This is a genomic window from Prevotella sp. LCP21S3_D2 (genome assembly GCF_052118345.1).
Classification (GTDB): Bacteria; Bacteroidota; Bacteroidia; order Bacteroidales; family Bacteroidaceae; genus Prevotella.
On sequence record NZ_JBQKHJ010000005.1, the window covers coordinates 72667 to 94863 of the forward strand.

Sequence of the window (22197 nt, forward strand, 5' to 3'; positions counted from 1 at the left end):
CTCATTTTCTGATTAACCACCAAGAAAAAGCCCCTAAAACTTTGCTTATTCCAAATAATAATCTTAACTTTGCGGCATAAAAACAAAAAGTTGGTTTCGATTATGGCAAAAATAGAAAGACAAAAGCGAATCTATCGCAAGCGTATCCCTTACGGAATGCAGAACTTTGAGGATGTAATGGAAAGAGATTGTTACTATGTTGACAAGACCCCATTCATAGAGAAAATAGAAGAATCCAACATGTATTTCTTCTTCATTCGCCCTCGCCGTTTCGGCAAGAGCCTTACCCTCTCCATGCTCGAAAACTATTACGACATCAACAAGAAGGATAAGTTTGAAAGCCTCTTCGGCAAGCTTTACATCGGAGAGAATCCTACCCCTGAACGCAACAGCTATCTCATCCTTCACCTGAATTTTGCCATGATTTCAGCAGGATTGGATAATTATAAAAAAGGACTTGATGCCCATTGCAACAACAAGTTCAATTCCTTCTGCAGCAGATACGCCCACCTTTTGCCACCGGACATAAAGGAAGAGATGAACCAAAAGGAAGATGCCGTTGCCCAATTGGGATTTCTATGCGACAAATGTGCTGAAGCAGGCTTGAAGATTTATCTCTTCATCGACGAATACGACCACTTTACCAATCAGATTCTTGCCCACAAGGAACATGAAGGACAACACCTAGAACAGACTCTTGGCGAAGAACACTTGCGCCATTTTTTCAATAATATCAAGGGTGCCGCAGCAAGTTCTATGGCAAGAGTTTTCATTACAGGAGTAACCCCTGTAACCATGTACAATTTAGCCAATGTTTTCAACATCTGTACAAACTATTCCCTGGCTCCGGAGTTCAACGAGATGGTGGGATTCACCGAGGAGGAAGTGCGTGAAATGCTGGCTTATTACGCCAGCGTGCTGCCATTCCGCCATAGCGTGGATGAGCTGATAGAAGTGATGAAGCCATGGTATGGCAATTATTGTTTTGATAATTCAGAATGCGGAATGGCTATCATCTACAACCCCGCAATGGTACTCAACTTTGTGGACAATTACATTCAAAGCAATTACGAGATTCCAAAGAAACCATGTGAAGTAATCCCAAGTACAGACCATGAGATTGTTCGCCAGCTCATCCGCTACGCCAAGGAGTTTGCCCACGATTCCTGCATCATAGAAGATATAATGACCAAGGGATTCGCCTTAGGGTATCTATTGGATATTTTCCCAGCCACCAGTATCAACACCCCCGATGGTATTCTCAGTTTACTCTTCAATTTAGGTATGGTTACGATAGACGGAACCTACCAGAGCTACACCCGATTTGTGATTACTAATGAGGCGGTGCGCAAGCAGATGCAGACCTTAATTTAATTAATGAGATAAATACGCCTGCCAAAAGATCAGGATTTTTCTAAAGATTAGAGTTAAAGATCGTGATCAGACGCCAAGTTTTCTGAAAAGTTTTAGTACCTTTGCAGATTGACTTCGGTCAACATGCGTAAGGAACGCATGAAAGGTAAATTTAAAAACTTAGCTGATGGCAGTATCTGAAGATAGAAAGTTTACGAAAGAACAAGTCTATACCCTTCTCGAAGGAGCAAAGGGCAAGACTCTAGGTGAGGTTGACAAATCCCACCAGTTTGCTCGTACCTTAGAAAGTAAAAAGATTACAGGTATCGCTGGAGACGTGATAGAGCAATCTGTTTTCGGTTACAAAAAAGACAGCAAACAGGAATGTGATATTGAGATTGATGGTGTTCTTACGGAAGTTAAGACCACTGGAGTTCGTGTACCCAAGAGAGACCTGAAGAATGTAAGCGGAAAAAAAGGAGAAGCTTATAATGTTTACCTAGGAGCAAAGGAAGGTATCAGTATTACACATGTTACCTTTGAGCCTCCGATACAGACAGACTTCAACACCTCTCATTTTTGGGAAAAATCAGAACGGCTTTTAATTATATTCTATGAATATAAATCATACGAAGTTGTGCCTGCTTCCGGCTATGCCAAGTTCCCTATTGTTGACTACTGCTACAATTCTTTCTCTCAAGAAGAAAAAGACAAATTGCAAAACGACTGGGAGATTGTCAGTAGCTACCTGCAACAGGTTTATCATGATTATCAGGATGAAGAAAAGCGCAACGAACAACTGGTTGGTTTCACTCACCTTCTTCGTCCCAATCTCTTGCTGATAGAATTAGTACCAGGATTCAAGCGCACAGCAACAGGCTCTTACCAAAAGCCCCGATACAGATTGAAACAGACTTTTGTTGATTACATCGTGCGGGGGCATTTTAACAAAAGCAGAGCAAAAAACGAAATCGTACTGAAAGAATCTTTTTCAAGTTTCGCCCAGCTGGATGCTCGTTGCCATGAACTTACATTAAAGTATAAGGGTAAGACTCTGCCTGAGCTAAGAGAAATGCTTGGAATTAATGCTAAAGTCAAGGATATTTCAGCTAAATGCGTTATCCGCATGTTCGGAACCGATTGCAATAGGTTAAATCAAATCTCAGACTTCAACAAAGCCGGTATCATAGCAAAGACCATCACGATTACCCCCCAAGGTGGAAGAACAGAGGACATGAAACTCAAGCACATCGACTTTGAAGAATGGGCAGATAGAGATGCAGACTTTGAAGATTCTGATGTGTACGATTACTTCTGTGAGCACAGCTTCCTCTGCCCTATCTTCTGTGAGCATGATAGTAAAGACCCGAGCAAGACTGTTTTTGAAGGTTTTAAACGCTTTGCCTTTGATGAAGATTTCATAGAAAATGAAGTTCGCCGCACTTGGGAGGATTCCAGGAATCTGATTCATAGAAACGAACTGGAATGGGAATACGTATATGACAAAAAAGGAAACAAACGTATGAACAATAGTGGTTCCTATATGGGAGCGCCAAACTTCCCTAAGAGTTCCGAATATAAAGTATTCTTCCGAGGAGGTGCAAATATTTCGACAGAGAAAACCAGAACAGAAAGCGTGAATGGCATTAGAATGTTACCACAGTTTTTCTGGCTTAAGGGTTCATATATTGCTAAAAAATTACAAGAAATTCCATACATATAAATATGTCTAAAAATACAATAAAGGTAGTAGAGCTTTTCGCCGGTGTAGGAGGTTTCCGCATTGGACTGGAAGGAGCATCTGATGCCTATAAGACCATCTGGAACAACCAATGGGAACCATCAACCAAGCACCAAGATGCTTCGCTCGTCTATAGAGCACGCTTTGGCTCAAAGGGTCATAGCAACCAAGATATTAATACTGTACCAACAGCAGACATTCCTGATCATGACTTGCTGGTTGGCGGTTTTCCATGCCAAGATTATTCTGTAGCTTCAACTCTTAGCCGTTCTGGCGGAATTGAGGGAAAGAAGGGTGTGCTTTGGTGGCAAATCTATCGTATACTGAATGAGAAGGGAGATAATCGTCCAAGCTATATTTTCTTTGAAAATGTTGACCGTTTGCTCGGCTCGCCAGCCAAGCAGCGTGGACGTGACTTTGCAATCATCCTTGCTTCACTCGCAGATTTGGGCTATACTGTAGAATGGCGAGTGATTAATGCTGCAGATTATGGAATGCCTCAGCGCAGACGCCGTACTTATATTGTCGGTTACCGTGAGAATTCAAATGTTTCAAGACAAGTACAAGAGTTGAAGGATTGGGTGCTTTATGAAGGCGTGCTGGCAAAGGCTTTTCCTTTTAAACCGAAGGACAAAACCCTCTCTGAATTTGAGATAGAAGGAACTATTAAGGAGGTTTCGGATAATTTCAACAAGGAAGGAAAAGAAAGTCCATTTGGAAATGCCGGTATCATGCGCAACCGTTGCGTATATTCAGTAGATGCAGAGGCGGTTTATGATGGCCCAGTTATGACACTTGGCGGCAATATCGTTGATGAGTCCCTGGTCCCGGAGGAGTTCTTTATTCCGCAAGATGAAGTTGCAAAATGGGAATACGAAAAGGGTGCAAAGAAAATAGAACGTACTACCAAGGAAGGTTTCAAGTATCTTTTCTCTGAGGGCGGAATGGCCTTCCCTGATTCCCTGGATAAGCCTTCACGTACGATTATTACAGCTGAAGGTGGTGCATCTGCATCGCGCTTCAAGCATGTTATCAAGACACCTTCTGGTCGCTATCGCCGTTTGATTCCAATTGAACTGGAGCGTCTGAACATGTTCCCGGACAATCACACCTTGCATCCTGACGTTACGGATGGCCGCAGAGCCTTCCTGATGGGTAATGCTTTGGTATGTGGAATCGTACAGCAGATTGGCAAGAGTCTTTATCGCTTCATCTTCGAAAAAGAACCAGTTTCTACTCATCCAATAGATATTAAGCGTGATTCTCAACCAAAGTTGAATCTTGGTTTATTCTCAGAAATGGAACCTGAGTTGAAAATAAATAAGCCGAAGAAGAGCTACACCTTGGATATGAACAAAAGTCTCTTGGTAGGCTTTGTCAAGGAAGATAATACAGATTATTTCTTAGATGGTGGTCAGACAAAGATTTACTATACAGGTAAGACCAAGTCTTTCCCATCGACTGTTGCGCTCAACAAGCTTTACTATTTCATGCCTTACATCAAGGGCAAGGGTATCAAGGACTTGTATCTCATCCGCATAGCCCGCATAGGCAGCAAGGCAGAGATTCATCCAGAGTCAGACGACAAAGACCCACGCCTTGTGTTTGAGTTGGAATATCTAGAGAGCTTGCCAAACTACATGATGCTGAAGCCTAACATCTTCAACACCTATAGAAACACAGTTCTAGGAAGAGTGATGGGGGATAAAGGGTAATACTATCCCCCATCCTCCCCCAAGGAGAGAATAAACCTATATTATTATACGAAGAAACCGGCAAAAAACAAAATGAAATGGGATTTATTTTCATTTTTATAACTCATTAGCAGGTTTAAGAAAAGCCTTTATGCTACTTTTAAACAGCATTTCGCCAACAAAAAGCCTCTTTAAAATAGGAAAAAATACGGAAAACGCTGCTTTTAATATTAAATAACGTGAATTTTTTACGAAACACAAATTTTCATTTTGCAATTCTGCTTTTTTATCGTATATTTGCAGCAAAAAAAAACAGCTATGATACAGGAATTTCAAATACAAAACTTCTTCAGCATCAGAGAAAAGCAAACGCTCAGCTTCCTTCCTACGAATGATGACAAGATGAGAAACCAATACCTATACGAAGTGGCAGAAGGTGTTGAACTCCTCAAGATTGGTATCGTGTATGGTAGCAACGCCAGCGGCAAAACCACGCTGCTCGATGCCCTCGCATTCTTCCGCCGCACCATGCTCGACAAGCCGGAAAACAAGAATACGGGAATGGGGTACGTTCCTTTTCTTCTGGATAATCACAGCCGCAAGGAACACTCCTCGATGCAGATGACCTTCTGGCTCAACCGGGAAAAATACGTCCTAAGCCTGGAATTCGACGAAAAGCGAATCTACGAGGAGATGCTGATGGTTTATACAAGCTCACGCCCTACCAAGCTATACAGCCGCAGCTACCAGCAGGAAACAGACCACTCGGAAGTTACCTTTGGCAGCAAATCGGGCATCAACAAAGCCACCCAGCGTGCCATCGCCGGTAATACAACCAACAACTGTACGGTTATGGCAGCCTTTGGACAATCAAATGCAACCACATCACGGCTGAATATCGTGGCAGAATTCTTCTATTCGGGAATGCGGGATACGCTGAGCCCGCGCGCCTCCCTGACCTTCAATGTGAAAGACGAATTGCGCCATGACAAGGATGGCAGGAAGAAACGCTTTCTATTACAGATGCTGAAAGCGAGCGACTTCAACATCACCGACCTTTCTCTAGATGACCGCGAAGAAAGTATCACTCCGGAAATGGAGAAGACCATCAAGAGTGCTCCCATCCCAGAGGAGGCTAAGGTAGAGATGCTCCGCCGTGGTACGCTTAAACATGATGAAATCCTCTTCCAGCATACGGGCGACGGCGGCGAATATACTTTACACGAACAAATGGAATCGGCAGGCACCCACAGGTTTCTGGGCATGTCGGTTGTGCTTTATTATGTGCTTCACCACAACAACTTCATCCCTATCGACGAGGTGGAAACGAGCATCCATTATGAGCTTCTCTCCTACTTCATCAAGTTGTTTCTTGCCAACAGCGAGGGTTCTAGCCAGCTGCTCATGACTACTCACGACATCAATCTGCTGAACGAAGGCTACATCCGTCGGGATGTGGTATGGTTTACAGACAAGAGCCGTGAAGGTGCCACCCAGCTGAAGCGTCTCAGTTCGCTGGGTCTGCACAAGACGATGAATCCATATCATGCCTACAAGCAAGGCAAGCTGGTGGATTTACCATTCCTTGGAAGTATTTATCTAGATAAGGAGGATTAGAATATGGCAGTAAAGAAAAGTATAGCAATCATAGGTGAAGGCGAGACGGAGTGGTTCTACTTCGACTCGCTCCGCGTCGCCTGCCGCTATCCCTTCAAGGTGGCGCCCGATTTTCCCCAACATTCCGACATTCCTCACATGGCAAAATTGGCAGAGTCGTATGTAAAATGCGAAACCGACTATGTAATCTGCCTTGTTGATATGGACCGTCTGTTGCAGAATCCCAAAGAAATGGAAACTTACTCCAAGATACGCAAGAAGAGCAGCCATAAGATTCTTTGGGTGGAAACCAATCCATGCACGGAATTCTGGTTTCTGCTGCATTTCCTGCCTCAACTTTCCGTGAAGCGTTACGACTGCTATGAGCAGCTCATTCCTGAGCTTCAGCGCTATATGCCTGGCTACGAAAAGACCGTAAGATATTTCCGCAAGAACAAGCTTTACAACTATCTTACGGAAAACGGCGATCTTCAGCGAGCTCTAGGTTATGCCAAGGAACTCTCCCGGCTAAGCGAGACTACGCCAGAAGATAAGATTGCCTATAGCCAGATGCACCGGGTATTCGAGCTGATAGCATCGATGAATCATGATAAAACCTGCAAGGAAATCATCCTACCGAATGAACAAATCCCAATTGGAGACAACCAACAGGAAATCATCAATTTCATCGTCAATAACGGAAAATCTGATTTGAAATCCATTTCAAAAGCTACAGGCCTGAAAGTTTCAAGAACACGAGATTATCTCAAAACGCTCGTTGATAAAGGTCTGATTGATGTGGAGGGAAATTATAAAGATAAATTATATAAATTAAAGACACAACCTAAAAAATGACAACAGACCAAAAAGAAAAATGCCGCAAGGCATATTACCATTCTGATATCGAGCCTACACTAGACCGACTAAATCAGATAAAGGAAATAGTCTCCAAATTTGAAGAGAATGGAGCAAATCGCCTTACCTGTGCCCTGGAAATGAAGCACAAGGATCTAGACGAAATAGAACAACTTTCAGGATTCATAGCCCAAGCCTGCGACAAAATGGAAAAAGAACTGGAACGACTGAAAAAGTTTGAACCCTCTTTCAATAATCAATTTGCCACAGACCACAACAACTACTACAATTCAGTAAGCGAAGTTCTAAGACATATCAGAAGCCACTTGTCCCCTCTGAAAATCATCCTCAAGAAATTCTGCCCGCGAAAGCATCCTTCGGCTGCAGAATGCGAAATGTATAATATTCCGCCCAAATCGGTAATCGATGCTTCATTACTTGGAGATGAAATATACCAGCCTGATTTGTTTGAACTGGAAAGCTTTCCGCCAGCAGTACAGGGGCTGTATAACGAGATGATTAAATTCTTCAAGGCAGAAAAGGAATGTATGGATATCTGTGCAGAAATTCTACAAGAAGAACTGGCTATACGCAAGGATCCTATCAAAAGTAAATGCATATTGGATAAATACAGACAAAAAGCATACAAACGTATGGAAAATACGATTATGCTCATCTCCGAAGATACGATAGAGTATCTCAAGACTACAACACCTGCTTACCAGGCGTACCTACACTATGCTTCGGAGGAAGGATTTGCGCAAGGAGAATTCCACAAGCAGAACTGTGCCTCGATGGATCATCTATGCCTTATCGAAGCTAAAACCGAAAATGAGGATATAACCATTAAAGAGTAGATGCTTTGGGGCAACAATCCAAAAACCATCAAGAAAATAAGATACGTAATAAGCCACTTCGACGAACTGCTGCCAGCTGATTTCAAGCACAAACTGATGGGAATGTATGAATATATTTTCTGCCAATGGGCTTTGCCTGATAATGTGAAGCAGGCAGTAGAATACTTCATCGAGCACTACAATGGGAACTACGCTCCTGTAAAATATGCCGCAGTAAACAAACATAGTCTGGAATATAACAAGACCTCCGAGATGGTAAAAAGTTTCATATCCGGCATCAATGTACTTTTTGCAAATAGCAATAATGAAGACCTGATGGATTTTAGTGCTTAAAAAGTAGATTTGATTGGGAGTGAAATGGTTCAAAATACCCAAAAAGTGTATTAGCTCGCATAGCTGATACACTTTTTTTATTGAATTCTTGCTTTGAAAATCTACTTTTTATGAAAACCAGATTAACTTTTTATAAAAAGTAGATTATCAGTAGCCTATCAATCTACGTTTTTGCTTTTAATAATCTACTTTGCTACCATTCAATCTACTTTTTAACTTAGCATAACATCAAGAATTCTAAAAACGTAAATATTTTTCACTCATCTACTATCTACTTTTTTCCTTGTCTATCTCTCAAAAAATACCGACCTTTGCAGCACCAAACCACATCAGGCATGGGCAAGCGAAGAACGAAGCCTGTTTCGATTTTGGCTGATGCGGAATGGAGGTCCCCTCTCATCGAAACGGAGGGAATAACCGGAAAGACTACAATTATGTCTAATCATAATTTCTACCCCAACACAGAGTTGGGTATCGACCTCAAGTTAATAACACGCAAGCCTGGACGCATGGCCGTGGGCGAGTATCTGGACGGAGCCATTACGCACGACGGAGAAGACCACTTCACATTCGTGCAGAACGACTCCGAGAAGAAGAAGAAGGTGGTGCAGAGAAATCCGCACGTGTATGAAGGAACGTACATCAACGTGAACCGGAAGAAAGACGGTACGCTCTACCCTACCTTCAACCGCCCGCAGTTCTCAGAGCGCTTCACCTTCCAGGACTTCTGCCAGGGTGCCGCCGACGAGCTGCTCTGCATTTGCAGCAAGAGTGATAACAGATAACACGGAGTCTCACGTCTCAGTCTCAGTTAGGATAAATGTCACAATTCAACTTCAAACCCGCTTCTCAAGCACTTATAACTTATTGATTATTAATTAGTTATATATAATATATATAGAAAGCGAGACCACATGAAAAAAAACTGAGACTCTGAGACTGAGACTGTAGGCAATAAAAAAAGAACATCGATTTTAATTTAATTCTCTAAAAAGCAATGATTTACAACATTTTCAGCAATGCCGCTCCGGCGATGCCCAAGCCCAGCAAGGGCACAGAATTTGTGAAATTTGCCCTCTCGCAGGCATCAAAAGACATGCGTGAAGTGCTCATTCCGATGGCAATTCCGGCTCTTGCCGCTCATCTCACGGACGTAAGGTTCATGTATTGCGACAACAAATATTATGAAATGTGCGGGCAGATGGGGCATCTGATAGGTCCTTCGGGTATCGGAAAGGCACAATTGGGGCATTTGGTAGAGGCTATCATGCGCCCTTTTCGCAAGCATGATGAGACTGAGTTCAAGAAACTCGTGGACTGGCAGCGACAGATGAAGACCAAGGGCGCCAACAAGGAAAAACCCGAACGTCCGGACGTGAGTTTCTGGTTTCCACCAGCCGATGTCACCAATCCTGCCTTTATCCAGAATGCCATGGCATGCGAAAAACTGGGCGAGCGCACGCAATACATCAATCTGCCCGAAGTAGAAATGGCGGACAGGATGTGTGGCGGACATAAGCAGGTGAGCCAGATGGTAAGAAACATCTACGACCGTCAGCGTGCCGGAGCCCTGCGCGCCACGGCAGATGGCGTAACGGGCAATCCCGTGCTCAGGGTGAACCTCACCTTCACTTCTACCCCCGAGGCTGCCCGACAGTTCTACAAGAAAGACCTCACCAATGGTTTCTTCGGCCGCATCCCTTTCGCCTACAAGGCTCGTGGCGAGCGTAGTGGCAAGATTCCACGGCAGGGAACGTATGATGCGGAATTCCTGAAGAAGATGGACAGCTATCTGCTGCGCCTGGACAACTGTAAGGGCAGTTTTGTGGTGAAGAAGCTCAACAAGGTGGCCGACCAGCTGGCAGAAGAAATGGCAAGGCTTGCCGATCTTGCCGATGATGACATGCTCTGGGAGCTTTCCCACCGCAGCATCTTTTCGGCATGGAAGAAGGGAGCCGTGCTGTGGATTCTGAACGACCAGACGTGGACACGCTCCATCGGGGACTTCGTGGTATGGTTCTGCTATTATGACTTGTGGTCGAAAGTGAAGGTATTTGGCGACATGTTCAAGTGTGGCGATGTGCAGGAGGAGGAGGTGCAGCGAACCGGTCCCAAGAATATGCTTGACCATCTGGAAGTATCCTTCAACGAACTGCAGCTGGAAGCTCTCCGCTTGAGCCTTGGCAAGAGCAAGGAGGGCACCAAGCATCAGCTTAACGTATGGAAGAACCGCAAATTCATCACCTATTCTGCCCAGACGGGGCTTTATACGAAGACAAGGGAATATCTGATGGGAATGCCGGCGGGAAAGGATAAGAAATAAAGTAAAAAATAGTTTTTATGGAGAAATATGAAATTCAGAAACTGCGCGACCTGCCTATTGAGGGAGTTGCGGAGCAGATGGGGATAAAGGTGGAGCGGCACAAGGCGCTCTGCCCCTTTCATGACGACCACCATGCCAGCCTCTCGTTCAATACGAGGAGGAACAGCTGCCGCTGCTATGTCTGCATGGGTAATTCCGTGGGCACCATCGACCTGGTGATGAAATACCTGGGGAAGGATTTCCTGTCGGCTTGCCGATGGCTCGCCGAGGTAAATGGGGTTTATCTGGAAGATGGCAGGAAGAGAGAGGGGGCTTTCTCTTCTCTTTCCTCCGAAGCCTCTTCTGGCGGTGGCTCTCATTCGGGAATGGATTCCGGTGGCTCTCATTCGGGAGATGATTCCGGTGGTTCTCATTCGGGAAAATCCTCCTCCTTCGATGCCAGCAAGTATGCGAGATTCTTTGAGCATCCGTGGCTGAACGAGGCGGCAAGGAGGTTCCTGTTCGAAGAGAGGAAGATTGACTGGAGAGTGGTGAACTGGTGCAGACTGACTTCATGGACGGATAAGAAGGGCATCAACTGGCTACAGATTCCCTACTTCGACATGGACGGACGGCTCATCGGAATCCAGAACAGAAACCTCGATTACCGGAAGACGCCCACAGATTTCACAGATGACACAGATTCTCCTTCACATCAGACGGAGGGTTCGCTTCAGACGGAGGGTTCGCTTCAGACGGAGGGTTCGCTTCGGACGGAGGGTTCACATCAGACGGAGGGTTCGCTTCAGACGGAGGGTTCGCTTCAGACGGAGGGTTCGCTTCAGAAGGAGGGTTCGCTTCAGACGGAGGGTTCACATCAGACGGAGGGTTCGCTTCAGACGGAGGGTTCACATCAGACGGAGGGTTCGCTTCGGACGGAGGGTTCGCTTCAGACGGAGGGTTCGCTTCAGACGGAGGGTTCGCTTCAGACGGAGGGTTCACATCAGACGGAACCGATGGCTCCCCGCTTCCGGTTTCCCTATGGCGCCAGATGCTCCATCTACAACCTGCCGGTGGTAGGGAGACTGAAACCTGGCGAGAAGCTTTTCATCACGGAGGGATGCAGCGACTGCTGGGCGATGCTTTCTGCCGGACATAAGGCGATAGCCATTCCTTCTGCCACGCTTCTCAAACCCGAGGATAAGCAGCTGCTGGCTGATATCGAGCGTCAATATCAGGTGGAATTCCACATGTTTCCTGATCAGGATGCGCCCGGCGAACAACTCTTCCTGCAACTCAGGGAGATTCTCCCCCATCTGGTTCATCATCAGTTGCCCCCAGGCTGCAAGGATTTCAGCGAGTATTATTTATTCAAGTTTTGCAAGTGAGGGAATTAATTGAAGTTAAAGAAGTTATCACTCCCTGCGATTGTTCGGGAAGTTAAGAGACAATAGTCTTTTTCGTAAGATGCAGGACATTTGTCCCTTAACTTCCCTCTAACTTCTCTAACTTCCCTTAACTTCCCCATATGCGAAACTCACCCTTTAAAATCAAAATGAATATGGAAGAATTTATCATTCGTACGTACACCAAGAAGGAACTTGCCCTGATGTACTTTCCCGAGAGTAATCCACGCACAGCCGTCAACCATCTGATGGCTTGGATTCACCAATGCGACCCGCTATGGGAGGAGCTCCTGGCAATGGGCTATCACAAACTGAGCAAGGCTTTTACGCCCAAGCAGGTGAAGGCTATCATAGATTACCTGGGGGAACCGGGATAAGGTTTAGAGTTGATAGTTTAGTATAAGTAAGCCCCAAGCGCCAGCCAATTGGTTACTGGCGTTTGGAGCTCATTTATGATATTCCGGAAGCTGCAGATACTTCTCTTTCCTCCAGCTCTTTTAGAAGGTCTTCAAGCACATATTGATCGCTCATGAGTTGCAATCCTGTATTAGGATCAGACAACAGCTGAGCGGTTCTTGAAGAATAATAGATATCAAGAGCTTGTTCTGGAGTAATATTCTTCTCCTTTGCCAGCAACATCACGATACGGCTTTGTTTACGCCAAAGTACAGAGTCTCTCATAATTTCTAAATTTGATAGGATGAAACGAATTGAAGGTATTTGTCGATAATTTGCTGATTACGAATACAAATTTGATGGTTCACTTGCTTATACACCAACTGTCCCAATGCCTGTTCCGCAGTAATTCTGCCATTTTCGAAATCTTCTACTGTGTCGATTACATTATCATTGGCTACACCACCCTCTACCAGGTCATATTGTTTTTGCAAATTACCTCCTCTTCTACAATCCACAACATATTGAAGCCACTCTATATTGTATTCTTTGAACCTTTTGATACGGAAATCCGACAAGTTAAACAAATCTTCGTTCAATTCAAACATATTGACGATTGGCCGAAAGGCAGGTCCTTTTCTGATAGCAATAACCTTAGACCATTTTTCAGCTTGCGACTTAATGCCAGTTAAATAGAACCCTTGCCCGAAATCAACTTTAGTACGCCCTTTACTGATTTCTGGATATTCTATTTTCATGTATGATCCATGGAATAATTTCATTGTGCCATCTCCCAGTTTTTGAGTGTTTCAACCGTAGTTCTTGCAACCCAATCAGAACTCTGGGTATGTAATTCTTCATAATATGGCAAAAGGAAATTATGGATGAGACCTTGTTTCTTCAAACGCATATACATGTTTTTAGAAGGAACATTCATTATTTTTGCTCCCTTCTCTATTGCCATGATAGCCAGATGTATATTGTTATAACCTACTTGTTCCATACGCTTTAATTTTATACCAAGGCTTATGCCTCCTATTTTTTAGCAAATATAATCAATTATCTCGATATAAGGCCATTAATTAGGCTGATTTTATGTTTTTTTAAAAAATGTTCCGCTATCGCACGGCTTCACATGCCATCGCCCAACTGACTGTGGGGGATTTCGTATCTTTGCATCGTGATTCAGAAAGCGCTGGAAAATCACTTTCCTAGTTGGAGAAAAATATTTCTCCAGTTGGAAAAATGAAAAAAGGCATCTGGGAGATATTCCGGATAAGATAATCCCGAATGCATCAAGTTATCAACCTCGACTCCAAGCCCTGATACGAGTCCTTCTCTTTCTTCTTTTTAAAAAAGAAGACGGAAAGTTAATAGGGGGCAAGAGAAGCGTATGAACCCAAATATGAAGGCATTCATCAAGTATCTCATCGTGGCCGTATGCTCTGCCATCGTCACCTTCCTCACCAGCTCGTGTACCGCGGGTCTCGTGATCGGGAAGAACCAGAGGCAGCAGCAGGAGAACAACATCACCACGCGAGCCGACTCTTCGCACTTCGTGCCAACCATCACCATCAGGTGAAGATGGTTTGCAAAAACGCCGGAACGCCTAGGGGGGACCAGCGATGGAATCGCTGGGAACGGAGGCTGGAAGGGAGCTACGAGCCTTGCGCTCCTTTTCTGACTCGGCAAGAACGGAGGCTGGAAGGCGGGCTGGAAGGGGGCTACGAGCCTTGCGCTCCTTTTCTGGCTCGGCAAGAACGGAGGCTGGAAGAGGGCTAGAAGGGAGCTACGAGCCTTGCGCTCCTTTTCTGACTCGGCAAGAACGGAGGCTGGAAGGCGGGCTAGAAGGGCACACCCTGAAAGGGGGGAAAGCTTTATAATTATTTTTTTATCAATTTATTAACAATTTAAAATTCAAGAAGATTATGGCTATTAATTTGAAAGCAAAGGAAACCCTCATCCAGGTGGGTGAGTTGAAAGGTAAGTATCGTTACGTTCTCAGTACCGAGCTTTACAACAAGCTCCCGGAGAGCAAGGTTATCAAGGAGGCGGCTCTGAGAAGTGGCGTGAGCCGCGGCGTGATGCAGGCATGCTGGGATGCTGCCGGCGAAGTTATCAAGACATGGTCTACCGAAGGACACTCCGTTGCCATCCCGGGGTTGGGAACCATGAGATTCGGCGTGCGAGCCAAGAGCGTGGCTACCGTGGGTGAGGTGGCAGGTAGCCTCATCACCACCCGCAGAGTTATCTTCACTCCAAACGTGGATATCAAGGATGAGCTGCAGAGAACTCCTATCCAGATTACCTGTATCGACCGCAACGGCAAGGTGGTGAAGAACGTTACTTCGGGCGATGGCGGCAACGTGGAAGACCCAGACAAGGATCCAAACGGAGGTGGAACCGAAGGTGGCGGTTCAGGCAATACCGAAGGCGGTGGTTCAGGCAATACCGAAGGCGGTGGCACCAGCGGTGGAGACGCTGAAGGAGACGTAGGCATGTAGTCCTACTACCAAGATAGAAAATCCCCAATCCTCGGACTCATCAGGAGCACCAAGAGATTGGGGATTATCTTTTTCCTGCATTTCGCAAAAGAGGGAATTGATTGAAGTTAAAGAAGTTATCACTCCCTTCGGTCGTTCAGGAAGTGAAGAGACAATTGTCTTTTGTCGTATAACGTAGGACATTTGTCCCTTAACTTCCCCTTAACACTTCTAAAGTTCAGTAATTTCGCAAATGAGGGAATTGATTGAAGTAAAATCAATACGGGAACAGGAGCGGAAGCACGAAGGTCATCACCACGCCAATGATGATCTGCAACGGCAAACCTACCTTCACGTAGTCCATGAACGTATAGCCACCCGCCTTCATCACCAGCGCATTAGGCGGAGTGGAGAACGGAGAGGCAAAGCACATGCTGGCACCCAACGTTACCGCAAAGAGGAAGGAATAAGGACTCACGCCCACCTGCTGGGCTGCCACCAGGGCGATAGGAGCCATCAACACAGCCGTGGCGGTATTGCTGATGAACATCGTCATGAGCGAAGTGGTGAAGTAGATACCTGCCAGCAGAGCCGTCGGTCCCATCGAGCCGAGACTGTCTACCAGCCCCTGCGAAACCAAGGCCGAAGCACCCGTCTTCTCCAGCGCCGTAGACATCGGCATCATGGCGGCAATCAGCACGATGCTCTCCCAGTTGATGGTCTTGTAGGCTGCCTCCACGTTGCGGAAGCATCCGGCAAAGACGGTAAGCAGTCCGGCGATGATGACCGCCGTGACCGGAGCCACGGGGATGAAGTCGAACACCATCATCGCTATCATCAAGAGCATGATGGCTGCAGCCACAGGAGCCTTGTAGTCCAGGAGCACCTTGTCTGCCGTCTTCTCCGGCTGATCCAGCACCACCCAGTTGGTGGTATCTGCCGTAAGATGGGTCAGGTTGGTCCACTCTCCCTGCACCAGGAGCATATCGCCCACATGCAGCTTGGTAGCTATCAGATTGTCAGTAATATATTCCTTTCCCACCTTGCCGTCAGAAGAGCTTCCGCCTCGCTTCACGCCCAGCACGTTGATGCCGAAGCGCTTGCGCAGGTTGGCATCTCCAATTCGCAATCCGGCAAAATTGGAAGTAGGCATCACAACAATCTCGGTCAGTCCCAGGTCGTAGAAATCAATCTTCACGTCCTTCATCTTCCTCAGGTCGTAATCCTGCGCAAACCGTTCAATCTTCTCCTCGTCACCTATTATATATAAGGTGTCGTGCACGGCGATGGTGCTGCTGCTCTTCGCCATATTCTGGTTGACGTCCTTCACGAGTCCCAGTCGCGATTTCTTCTCGTTTCTGATTTCGATGATGCTCACGCCATATTTCTTCTGGATGCTGAGGTCCTTGAGGGTCTTGCCCACGATGTCCATCATCTGCCCATTCTCATCGATGGCTGCAGCCGTCCGCTTGCTTGGCACGATGTAGCGATGCAGGTTGTCTAGCAGCTGGTATTCGTCTACCAGGTCGTCGAGCGACTTCCCGTTCTTCTTTTTCTTCCCGTTCTGCTTCTTGCTGAGAAAGATTTTGCTCAGGGGCATGAGGACGATGATTCCGATGGCGATGACGATGATTCCCACGGGGAAGAAGGAGAAGAACGCCAGGGGCTTGAATCCCGCCTCGGTAAGCACCTCGTCGATGACCAGGTTGGGCGGCGTACCGATGAGGGTAAGCATTCCGCCCAGGCTTCCTGCAAAGGCGAGCGGCATGAGGAATCGCGATGACTGCATGCCCGAACCCGCAGCCAGACTCATGATGATAGGCATCATCAGCGCCACGGTTCCGGTATTGCTCACGAAGGCTCCGATAAACGAGGTTACCAGCATCACGAGGAGGAAGGTAACGGTTTCGTTGCCACGGGAGAGCGCCATCAGCTTATTGCCCGTCAGCTTGGCAAGGCCGGTCTGCATGATAGCTCCACCCACCACGAAGAGGCCTATCATCATGATGACGATGGGCGAAGAGAAGCCGGCAAGAGCCTCTGCCGGCGTCAGGATTCCGAGAACCAAGAGTGCTGCCAAGGCAGTAAGAGCCACAATATCAGCCCTTACCCTGCCCCATATAAACATGGCAACCGTAATGATTAATATAATAAGCGTTATTGTCATGCTATAAAAAAAATTTAGATAATTGTTTCTTCTGATTATAAACTCTTTTGCAAAGATACTTACTTTTTATCGTTTTTTTTATCATTCTAATGCTAATATTTCTAAATTTATTGCAGATATTTCCAAAAAACTACACTTATTCCATCAGTTTTCCTTATCTTTGCAATCCAGATAGACATACTGAACAATAGAATTAGAAGACTTTATAATACATTAATTTTTTTAGATAATGGAACAAAACAAGGTTAAACCAGCTGATGGCAAGCTGGGTATCATGGTTGTAGGTTGTGGTGCAGTTTCTACTACATTCATGACTGGTGTGTTTATGGCTCGCAAGGGACTTGCAAAGCCAGTAGGTTCAATGACTCAATACGATAAGATTCGCGTAGGCAAGGGTGCAGACAAGAAGTATCTTCACTACAAGGACATCGTGCCTATGGCAGATCTCAACGACATCGTATTCGGCACTTGGGATGTTTATCCGCAGAATGCTTACCAGGCTGCTATGTATGCCGAGGTTCTGAAGGAGAAGGATATCAACCCTGTGCGCGAGGAGCTGGAGAAGGTGGTTCCAATGAAGGCTGCCTTCGACAAGAACTACGCCAAGCGTCTGGATGGCGACAACGTGAAGGACTGCAAGACCCGCTGGGAAATGGTGGAGGCTCTGCGTCAGGACATCCGCGACTTCAAGGAGAAGAACGGCTGCTCCCGCATCGTCGTAGCCTGGGCAGCATCTACCGAAATCTACGTACCGGTAGATATGGAAATCCACGGCTCATTGGCAGCTCTCGAGGCTGCGATGAAGGCTGACGACCGCCAGCACATCGCTCCATCCATGTGCTACGCTTATGCAGCCCTTACGGAGGGTGCTCCTTTCATCATGGGTGCTCCTAACACAACAGTTGACATTCCTGCCATGTGGGAACTCGCCGAGAAGACCCACATGCCTATCGCAGGCAAGGACTTCAAGACTGGTCAGACTCTCGTGAAGAGTGGTTTTGCTCCTATCATCGGCACCCGCTGCCTCGGCTTGAACGGTTGGTTCTCTACCAACATTCTGGGCAACCGCGACGGTCTCGTTCTCGATGAGCCAGCCAACTTCCATACCAAGGAAGTGAGCAAGCTCTCTACCCTTGAGACTATACTGAAGCCAGAAGTCCAGCCAGACCTCTACGGCCATGGCAACGATGAGGACACTCAGTATTATCACAAGGTTCGCATCAACTATTATCCTCCTCGCAACGACAACAAGGAAGGTTGGGACAACATCGACATCTTCGGCTGGATGGGTTATCCAATGCAAATCAAGATCAACTTCCTGTGCCGCGACTCCATCCTTGCCGCTCCATTGCTGCTCGACCTCTGTCTGTTGAGCGACCTTGCAGCCCGTGCCGGCCGTTACGGCATCCAGCGCTTCCTGAGTTTCTTCCTCAAGGCGCCAATGCACGATTATACCCAGGGTGAAGAGGCTGTGAACAACCTCTACCAGCAGTACACCATGCTGAAGAACGCCATCCGCGAGATGGGCGGTTATGAGGCTGACGAGGAAATCGACTAAAAATATTATCTCCCGATAAAGGACGGTAATGGTTGATTTCAAACAGACGAAGGTTGATTTCAGCAATACGCCCAGAAAGGGCAGAAGCTCCCAGCCCAGGGCAACGCACTGGGTTGTAGGGAGTTATAAATATACGCCCTGTAAGGGCAAAAGCTTTAGAATATGGGTAATAAAGCTTTTGCCCTTACAGGGCGCCTTGCTGACTGCTGTTTATACCCAGGCGTTGCCCTGGGCTAGGAGCTTCTGCCCTTTCAGGGCGTGCGGGGCGAACTTACAAAACAGGGCGTGCGGGGCGAACTCGCTAAACTTGACAAACATTTAAATATAATATTTATGACAAAGAAAGGTAAACATACCGTTTTATTTATTTGCCTCGGCAACATTTGCCGTTCGCCAGCCGGCGAGGGCATCATGAAGAGCCTGGTAGAAAAGGCAGGGCTGCAGGATGAGTTTGAAATTGATTCTGCAGGAATAGGCAACTGGCACGTGGGGCAGCTGCCTGACAGCCGCATGCGGAAATGTGGCGCTGAGCATGGCTACAATTTCAACAGCCACGCCCGCCAGTTCCAGAAGTCAGATTTCGGAAAATTCGAAACCATCGTGGTGATGGATAATGAGAATTACCGTGCCATTACCTCCATGGCTTCCTGCCAGGCAGATAAGGACAAGGTGGTCCGGATGGCCGATTTCCTGACCCACCATCGTGAATACACCACCGTTCCCGACCCATATTATGGCGACATGGGCGATTTCGAACTGGTCATCACCCTATTGGAAGATGCCTGCCAGGGGTTGCTGCAAAGCATCATCGAGTAAAAAAGATACAACATATTAATCATACTATCATCTACAAAAAAAAGTCCTCCGGAAGTAAACATCGCATTACTTCCGAAGGATTTTTTTTATGACAGCATTTTTAAAAAACTGAACTTTCGCATATGGGGAAGTTAAGTTATTCTATAATTCCAAAGCTGCTTCCTTCAGGTCAACAGCCTTTGCCTGGAGCTTACCCTTGCCCTTCAATACCACCACGCACTTGCCGAAGAACGCCTTGCGATGAGGGTCGGTAAAACGCTCCAGAGAGGTCTGGCAACCATTATCCGTACCCAGAATCTGAGCATCGGAAGAGAAGAAAATCTGGTTCTCTGCATTCGGGCAGAGATTTCCGTCCTTATCCACCACATTCACTTCTACGAAGGTTGTAGGTTCTGCTGAGCCATAAGCCAGATTGCCCTGATAGGTCTTCTTCAAGACGATGTGATGAGGAGCACCCGCAGTCCTGATGGTCTGCTCGCCCACCAGCTTGCCGCCCTTTCTAGCCACCACCTTTACTTCGCCCGGCTGGAACTCAACTCGCCACATCACGTGATATTCCGTACTCTTCCGGAAGGCTTCACCCTCGTTCTTCTCACCATAGACGGTCTTTTTGCGAACACCCTGGCTCTTGCCGTTCACGAAAAGTTCCACCTCGTCTGCGTTGTTGTAGTAGCACCACATGTCGATGGTCTGTCCCGGAATCCAGTTCCAATGAGGGAAGAGATGAAGCACGTTCTTCTGCGTCCACTCACTCTGATACATAAAATAAGTGTCCTTCGGGAGACCTGCCAGGTCGATGATTCCGAAGTAGCTGCTTCGCGCCGGATAAGCATAAGGAGTAGGTTCGCCTATATAATCGAAACCGGTCCAGATAAACTGTCCGCCCACGAAATCATTATGTTTCACCACATCCCATGTCTCCTCGTGCGTGCTGCTCCATGAAGCATGCATATTATCATAAGCCGAGCACTTGAAGGAAGGGTCGTAGTACGGCAGCCACCACTCCTTAGGAGCCGAATAGATACTGTCGCTAGGCATCATGTAAAAGCCGCGCGTCTGCAGGGCAGAGACACTCTCCGACATGATGAAAGGCTTGCCAGGGAAGTTCTTCGGAACATCCTTCACCCATTGATGATGGTAATTGAACCCAATCACGTCGATGGCTCCACTCTTGAAGAGATGGTTCTTCGGGTCGGGCTCATTACAGCCAGCCGTAACCGGTCGCATTCCCCACGGATCATACTCCTTGACTATCTGGGCAAGATGCTGGGTAAGGAGCGAATTCACGCTCAGCTCATCGCCATGCGCCAGCGTAGAAGCATCATGACCTGCATTCAGAATCAGATTCGCCTGCTCCAGCGAAAGCGTATCTGCCGCAGCATCCGACCATTGCTCCAGCACCTCGTTGCCGATGCTCCACATGATGATGCTAGGATGATTGCGGTCGCGCTTCACCAGGTCAGAGAGGTCGCGCTTGTGCCATTCATCAAAGAATCGGGCGTAGTCGCCATTCGATTTCTTGCGTCGCCACATGTCGAAACTCTCGTCCATGACGAGGATTCCCATCGAATCGCACATGTTGAGGAGTTCAGGAGCCGGAGGATTATGGCTGCTCCGGATGGCGTTCACGCCCATGTTGCGCAGGATGGTGAGCTTGCGATGCATCGCATCCTCGTTTACGGCAGCACCCAGACAGCCGAAATCATGATGCTCGCAGACTCCATTCAGCTTGATATTCCTGCCATTGAGGAAAAATCCCTTCCTGGCATCAAACTTCACATCGCGGAAGCCTGTAGTGGTTGTGGCTACATCCACTACCTTCCCGTTTAGAATCAGCTCACTCTTGACGGTATAGAGATATCCCTTTCCGATGTCCCAGAGATGCGGATTCTTCACCTGCAGTTTCTGTTCCTGATCACCTTTACTCTTTGCTACAATTTTTCCTGCAGCATCATAGATGGTGTTACGGACAGAGAGTTTCATCCTGTTGCCGGAAGCTGCAAAATCCGTCTTCACCCTGACATCACCCTGAGGAGTGGTAGAAACATACTGCCCCCATTGAGGAATGTAAGCCTTCTTCATGGACTTGGTAAGCCAGACGTGGCGATAGATTCCGCAGCCCGAATACCATCGGCTGTTAGGCTGGTCGCTATTGTCCACCTTCACGGCAATCACATTATCACCCTTCCTATTAATATAAGGTGTAAGGTCGTACTCGAAAGTACTGTAGCCGTAAGGACGGGTTCCGAGCTGATGACCGTTGATGTAGACGGTAGAGTTCATGTAAACTCCATCGAAGGTAATGGTAAAGCGGTCGTACTTCTCATGAGGATTCAGGGAGAAATGCTTTCTGTACCATCCTATTCCGCCTGGCAGAGCGCCTCCGCTGGCTCCCGAAGGATTGCCTGGCGAGAAATCGCCCTCTATCGCCCAGTCATGAGGCAGATTCAGGCTTCGCCAATGGGCGTCAGCATAATCCGCTTTCCACATTCCGGCAGAATCAGCCAGAGTGAAAAGCCAGCCCTTATCAAAAGACAGATGTTCGCGGGCACTCATCGGAAGAGCGAAAAGACCGCTCATCAAGGCAACGCTAAATATTGTTTTCTTATTCATTCTTTCCTATCAATATAAAAAATCCCA

The 22197-nt window shown here is 46.8% G+C and carries 20 protein-coding genes and 1 pseudogene; 16 read left to right on the top strand and 5 right to left on the bottom strand.

The window, feature by feature from the left end:
- The first annotated feature begins 102 nt into the window (after positions 1-102).
- The 12 genes and pseudogenes from ACTQ16_RS05420 (at position 103) to ACTQ16_RS05475 (ending at position 12514) form a co-directional block, all read left to right on the top strand.
- Positions 103-1374: an AAA family ATPase gene (locus ACTQ16_RS05420; protein ID WP_441936512.1), complete on the top strand. Its 1272-nt coding sequence runs from the start codon at positions 103-105 to the stop codon at positions 1372-1374.
- A gap of 166 nt (positions 1375-1540) precedes the next feature.
- On the top strand, positions 1541-3076 hold the full coding sequence (locus ACTQ16_RS05425; protein WP_441936513.1) for a MutH/Sau3AI family endonuclease: 1536 nt from the start codon (positions 1541-1543) through the stop codon (positions 3074-3076).
- Between the two features lie 2 nt (positions 3077-3078).
- Positions 3079-4809 carry a DNA (cytosine-5-)-methyltransferase gene (gene dcm / locus ACTQ16_RS05430; protein WP_441936515.1) on the top strand — a complete coding sequence of 577 codons (1731 nt, stop codon included), beginning with the start codon at positions 3079-3081 and terminating at the stop codon, positions 4807-4809.
- A gap of 297 nt (positions 4810-5106) precedes the next feature.
- A complete protein-coding gene (locus ACTQ16_RS05435; RefSeq protein ID WP_441936516.1) occupies positions 5107-6405 on the top strand; it encodes an AAA family ATPase in 1299 nt (432 codons plus the stop codon).
- Between the two features lie 3 nt (positions 6406-6408).
- A pseudogene (locus ACTQ16_RS05440) lies at positions 6409-6987 on the top strand (RloB family protein); the annotation flags it as partial.
- Positions 6985-7239, top strand: coding sequence for a winged helix-turn-helix transcriptional regulator (locus ACTQ16_RS05445; protein ID WP_295347297.1), 255 nt, complete (start codon positions 6985-6987; stop codon positions 7237-7239). The pseudogene ACTQ16_RS05440 and the gene ACTQ16_RS05445, both read left to right, overlap by 3 nt.
- Positions 7236-8096, top strand: a complete 861-nt coding sequence (locus tag ACTQ16_RS05450) for a hypothetical protein (RefSeq protein WP_441936518.1) — start codon at positions 7236-7238, stop codon at positions 8094-8096. Before ACTQ16_RS05445 ends, ACTQ16_RS05450 begins: the two co-directional genes overlap by 4 nt.
- Positions 8097-8429: a hypothetical protein gene (locus ACTQ16_RS05455; protein WP_441936520.1), complete on the top strand. Its 333-nt coding sequence runs from the start codon at positions 8097-8099 to the stop codon at positions 8427-8429.
- 434 nt (positions 8430-8863) lie between these two features.
- A complete protein-coding gene (locus ACTQ16_RS05460; protein ID WP_441936521.1) occupies positions 8864-9214 on the top strand; it encodes a hypothetical protein in 351 nt (116 codons plus the stop codon).
- Positions 9215-9426: 212 nt separating this feature from the next.
- Positions 9427-10752 carry a hypothetical protein gene (locus ACTQ16_RS05465; RefSeq protein WP_441936522.1) on the top strand — a complete coding sequence of 442 codons (1326 nt, stop codon included), beginning with the start codon at positions 9427-9429 and terminating at the stop codon, positions 10750-10752.
- A 17-nt stretch (positions 10753-10769) separates the two neighbouring features.
- Positions 10770-12119, top strand: coding sequence for a CHC2 zinc finger domain-containing protein (locus ACTQ16_RS05470; RefSeq protein WP_441936523.1), 1350 nt, complete (start codon positions 10770-10772; stop codon positions 12117-12119).
- A gap of 173 nt (positions 12120-12292) precedes the next feature.
- On the top strand, positions 12293-12514 hold the full coding sequence (locus ACTQ16_RS05475) for a DUF4248 domain-containing protein (protein ID WP_294972634.1): 222 nt from the start codon (positions 12293-12295) through the stop codon (positions 12512-12514).
- Between the two features lie 73 nt (positions 12515-12587).
- On the opposite strand, the gene ACTQ16_RS05480 is transcribed toward ACTQ16_RS05475, so the two are convergent.
- Genes ACTQ16_RS05480 through ACTQ16_RS05490 form a run of 3 tightly spaced genes read right to left on the bottom strand, consistent with a single transcriptional unit; the run spans position 12588 to position 13536 of the window.
- A complete protein-coding gene (locus tag ACTQ16_RS05480; protein ID WP_294972631.1) occupies positions 12588-12818 on the bottom strand; it encodes a DUF3791 domain-containing protein in 231 nt (76 codons plus the stop codon).
- Positions 12819-12823: 5 nt separating this feature from the next.
- Positions 12824-13291: a DUF3990 domain-containing protein gene (locus ACTQ16_RS05485; protein WP_441932600.1), complete on the bottom strand. Its 468-nt coding sequence runs from the start codon at positions 13289-13291 to the stop codon at positions 12824-12826.
- A 20-nt stretch (positions 13292-13311) separates the two neighbouring features.
- Positions 13312-13536: a DUF3791 domain-containing protein gene (locus tag ACTQ16_RS05490; protein WP_294972626.1), complete on the bottom strand. Its 225-nt coding sequence runs from the start codon at positions 13534-13536 to the stop codon at positions 13312-13314.
- Positions 13537-13926: 390 nt separating this feature from the next.
- On the opposite strand from ACTQ16_RS05490, the gene ACTQ16_RS05495 reads away from it, so the two are divergent.
- Both ACTQ16_RS05495 and ACTQ16_RS05500 read left to right on the top strand, forming a co-directional pair.
- The gene (locus ACTQ16_RS05495) at positions 13927-14115 is read left to right on the top strand and encodes a hypothetical protein (protein WP_153122584.1); all 189 of its coding nucleotides are present in this window, start codon (positions 13927-13929) and stop codon (positions 14113-14115) included.
- Positions 14116-14461: 346 nt separating this feature from the next.
- A complete protein-coding gene (locus ACTQ16_RS05500) occupies positions 14462-15037 on the top strand; it encodes a DNA-binding protein (RefSeq protein WP_295347268.1) in 576 nt (191 codons plus the stop codon).
- A gap of 256 nt (positions 15038-15293) precedes the next feature.
- Here the strand turns inward: ACTQ16_RS05500 and ACTQ16_RS05505 are convergent, their stop codons facing one another.
- Positions 15294-17183 carry an SLC13 family permease gene (locus ACTQ16_RS05505; protein ID WP_441936525.1) on the bottom strand — a complete coding sequence of 630 codons (1890 nt, stop codon included), beginning with the start codon at positions 17181-17183 and terminating at the stop codon, positions 15294-15296.
- A 229-nt stretch (positions 17184-17412) separates the two neighbouring features.
- On the opposite strand from ACTQ16_RS05505, the gene ACTQ16_RS05510 reads away from it, so the two are divergent.
- Both ACTQ16_RS05510 and ACTQ16_RS05515 read left to right on the top strand, forming a co-directional pair.
- The gene (locus ACTQ16_RS05510) at positions 17413-18741 is read left to right on the top strand and encodes an inositol-3-phosphate synthase (protein WP_294969503.1); all 1329 of its coding nucleotides are present in this window, start codon (positions 17413-17415) and stop codon (positions 18739-18741) included.
- Between the two features lie 333 nt (positions 18742-19074).
- Positions 19075-19557, top strand: a complete 483-nt coding sequence (locus ACTQ16_RS05515; RefSeq protein ID WP_294969505.1) for a low molecular weight protein-tyrosine-phosphatase — start codon at positions 19075-19077, stop codon at positions 19555-19557.
- 141 nt (positions 19558-19698) lie between these two features.
- Here the strand turns inward: ACTQ16_RS05515 and ACTQ16_RS05520 are convergent, their stop codons facing one another.
- A complete protein-coding gene (locus ACTQ16_RS05520; RefSeq protein WP_441936528.1) occupies positions 19699-22170 on the bottom strand; it encodes a glycoside hydrolase family 2 TIM barrel-domain containing protein in 2472 nt (823 codons plus the stop codon).
- Positions 22171-22197: the final 27 nt, after the last annotated feature.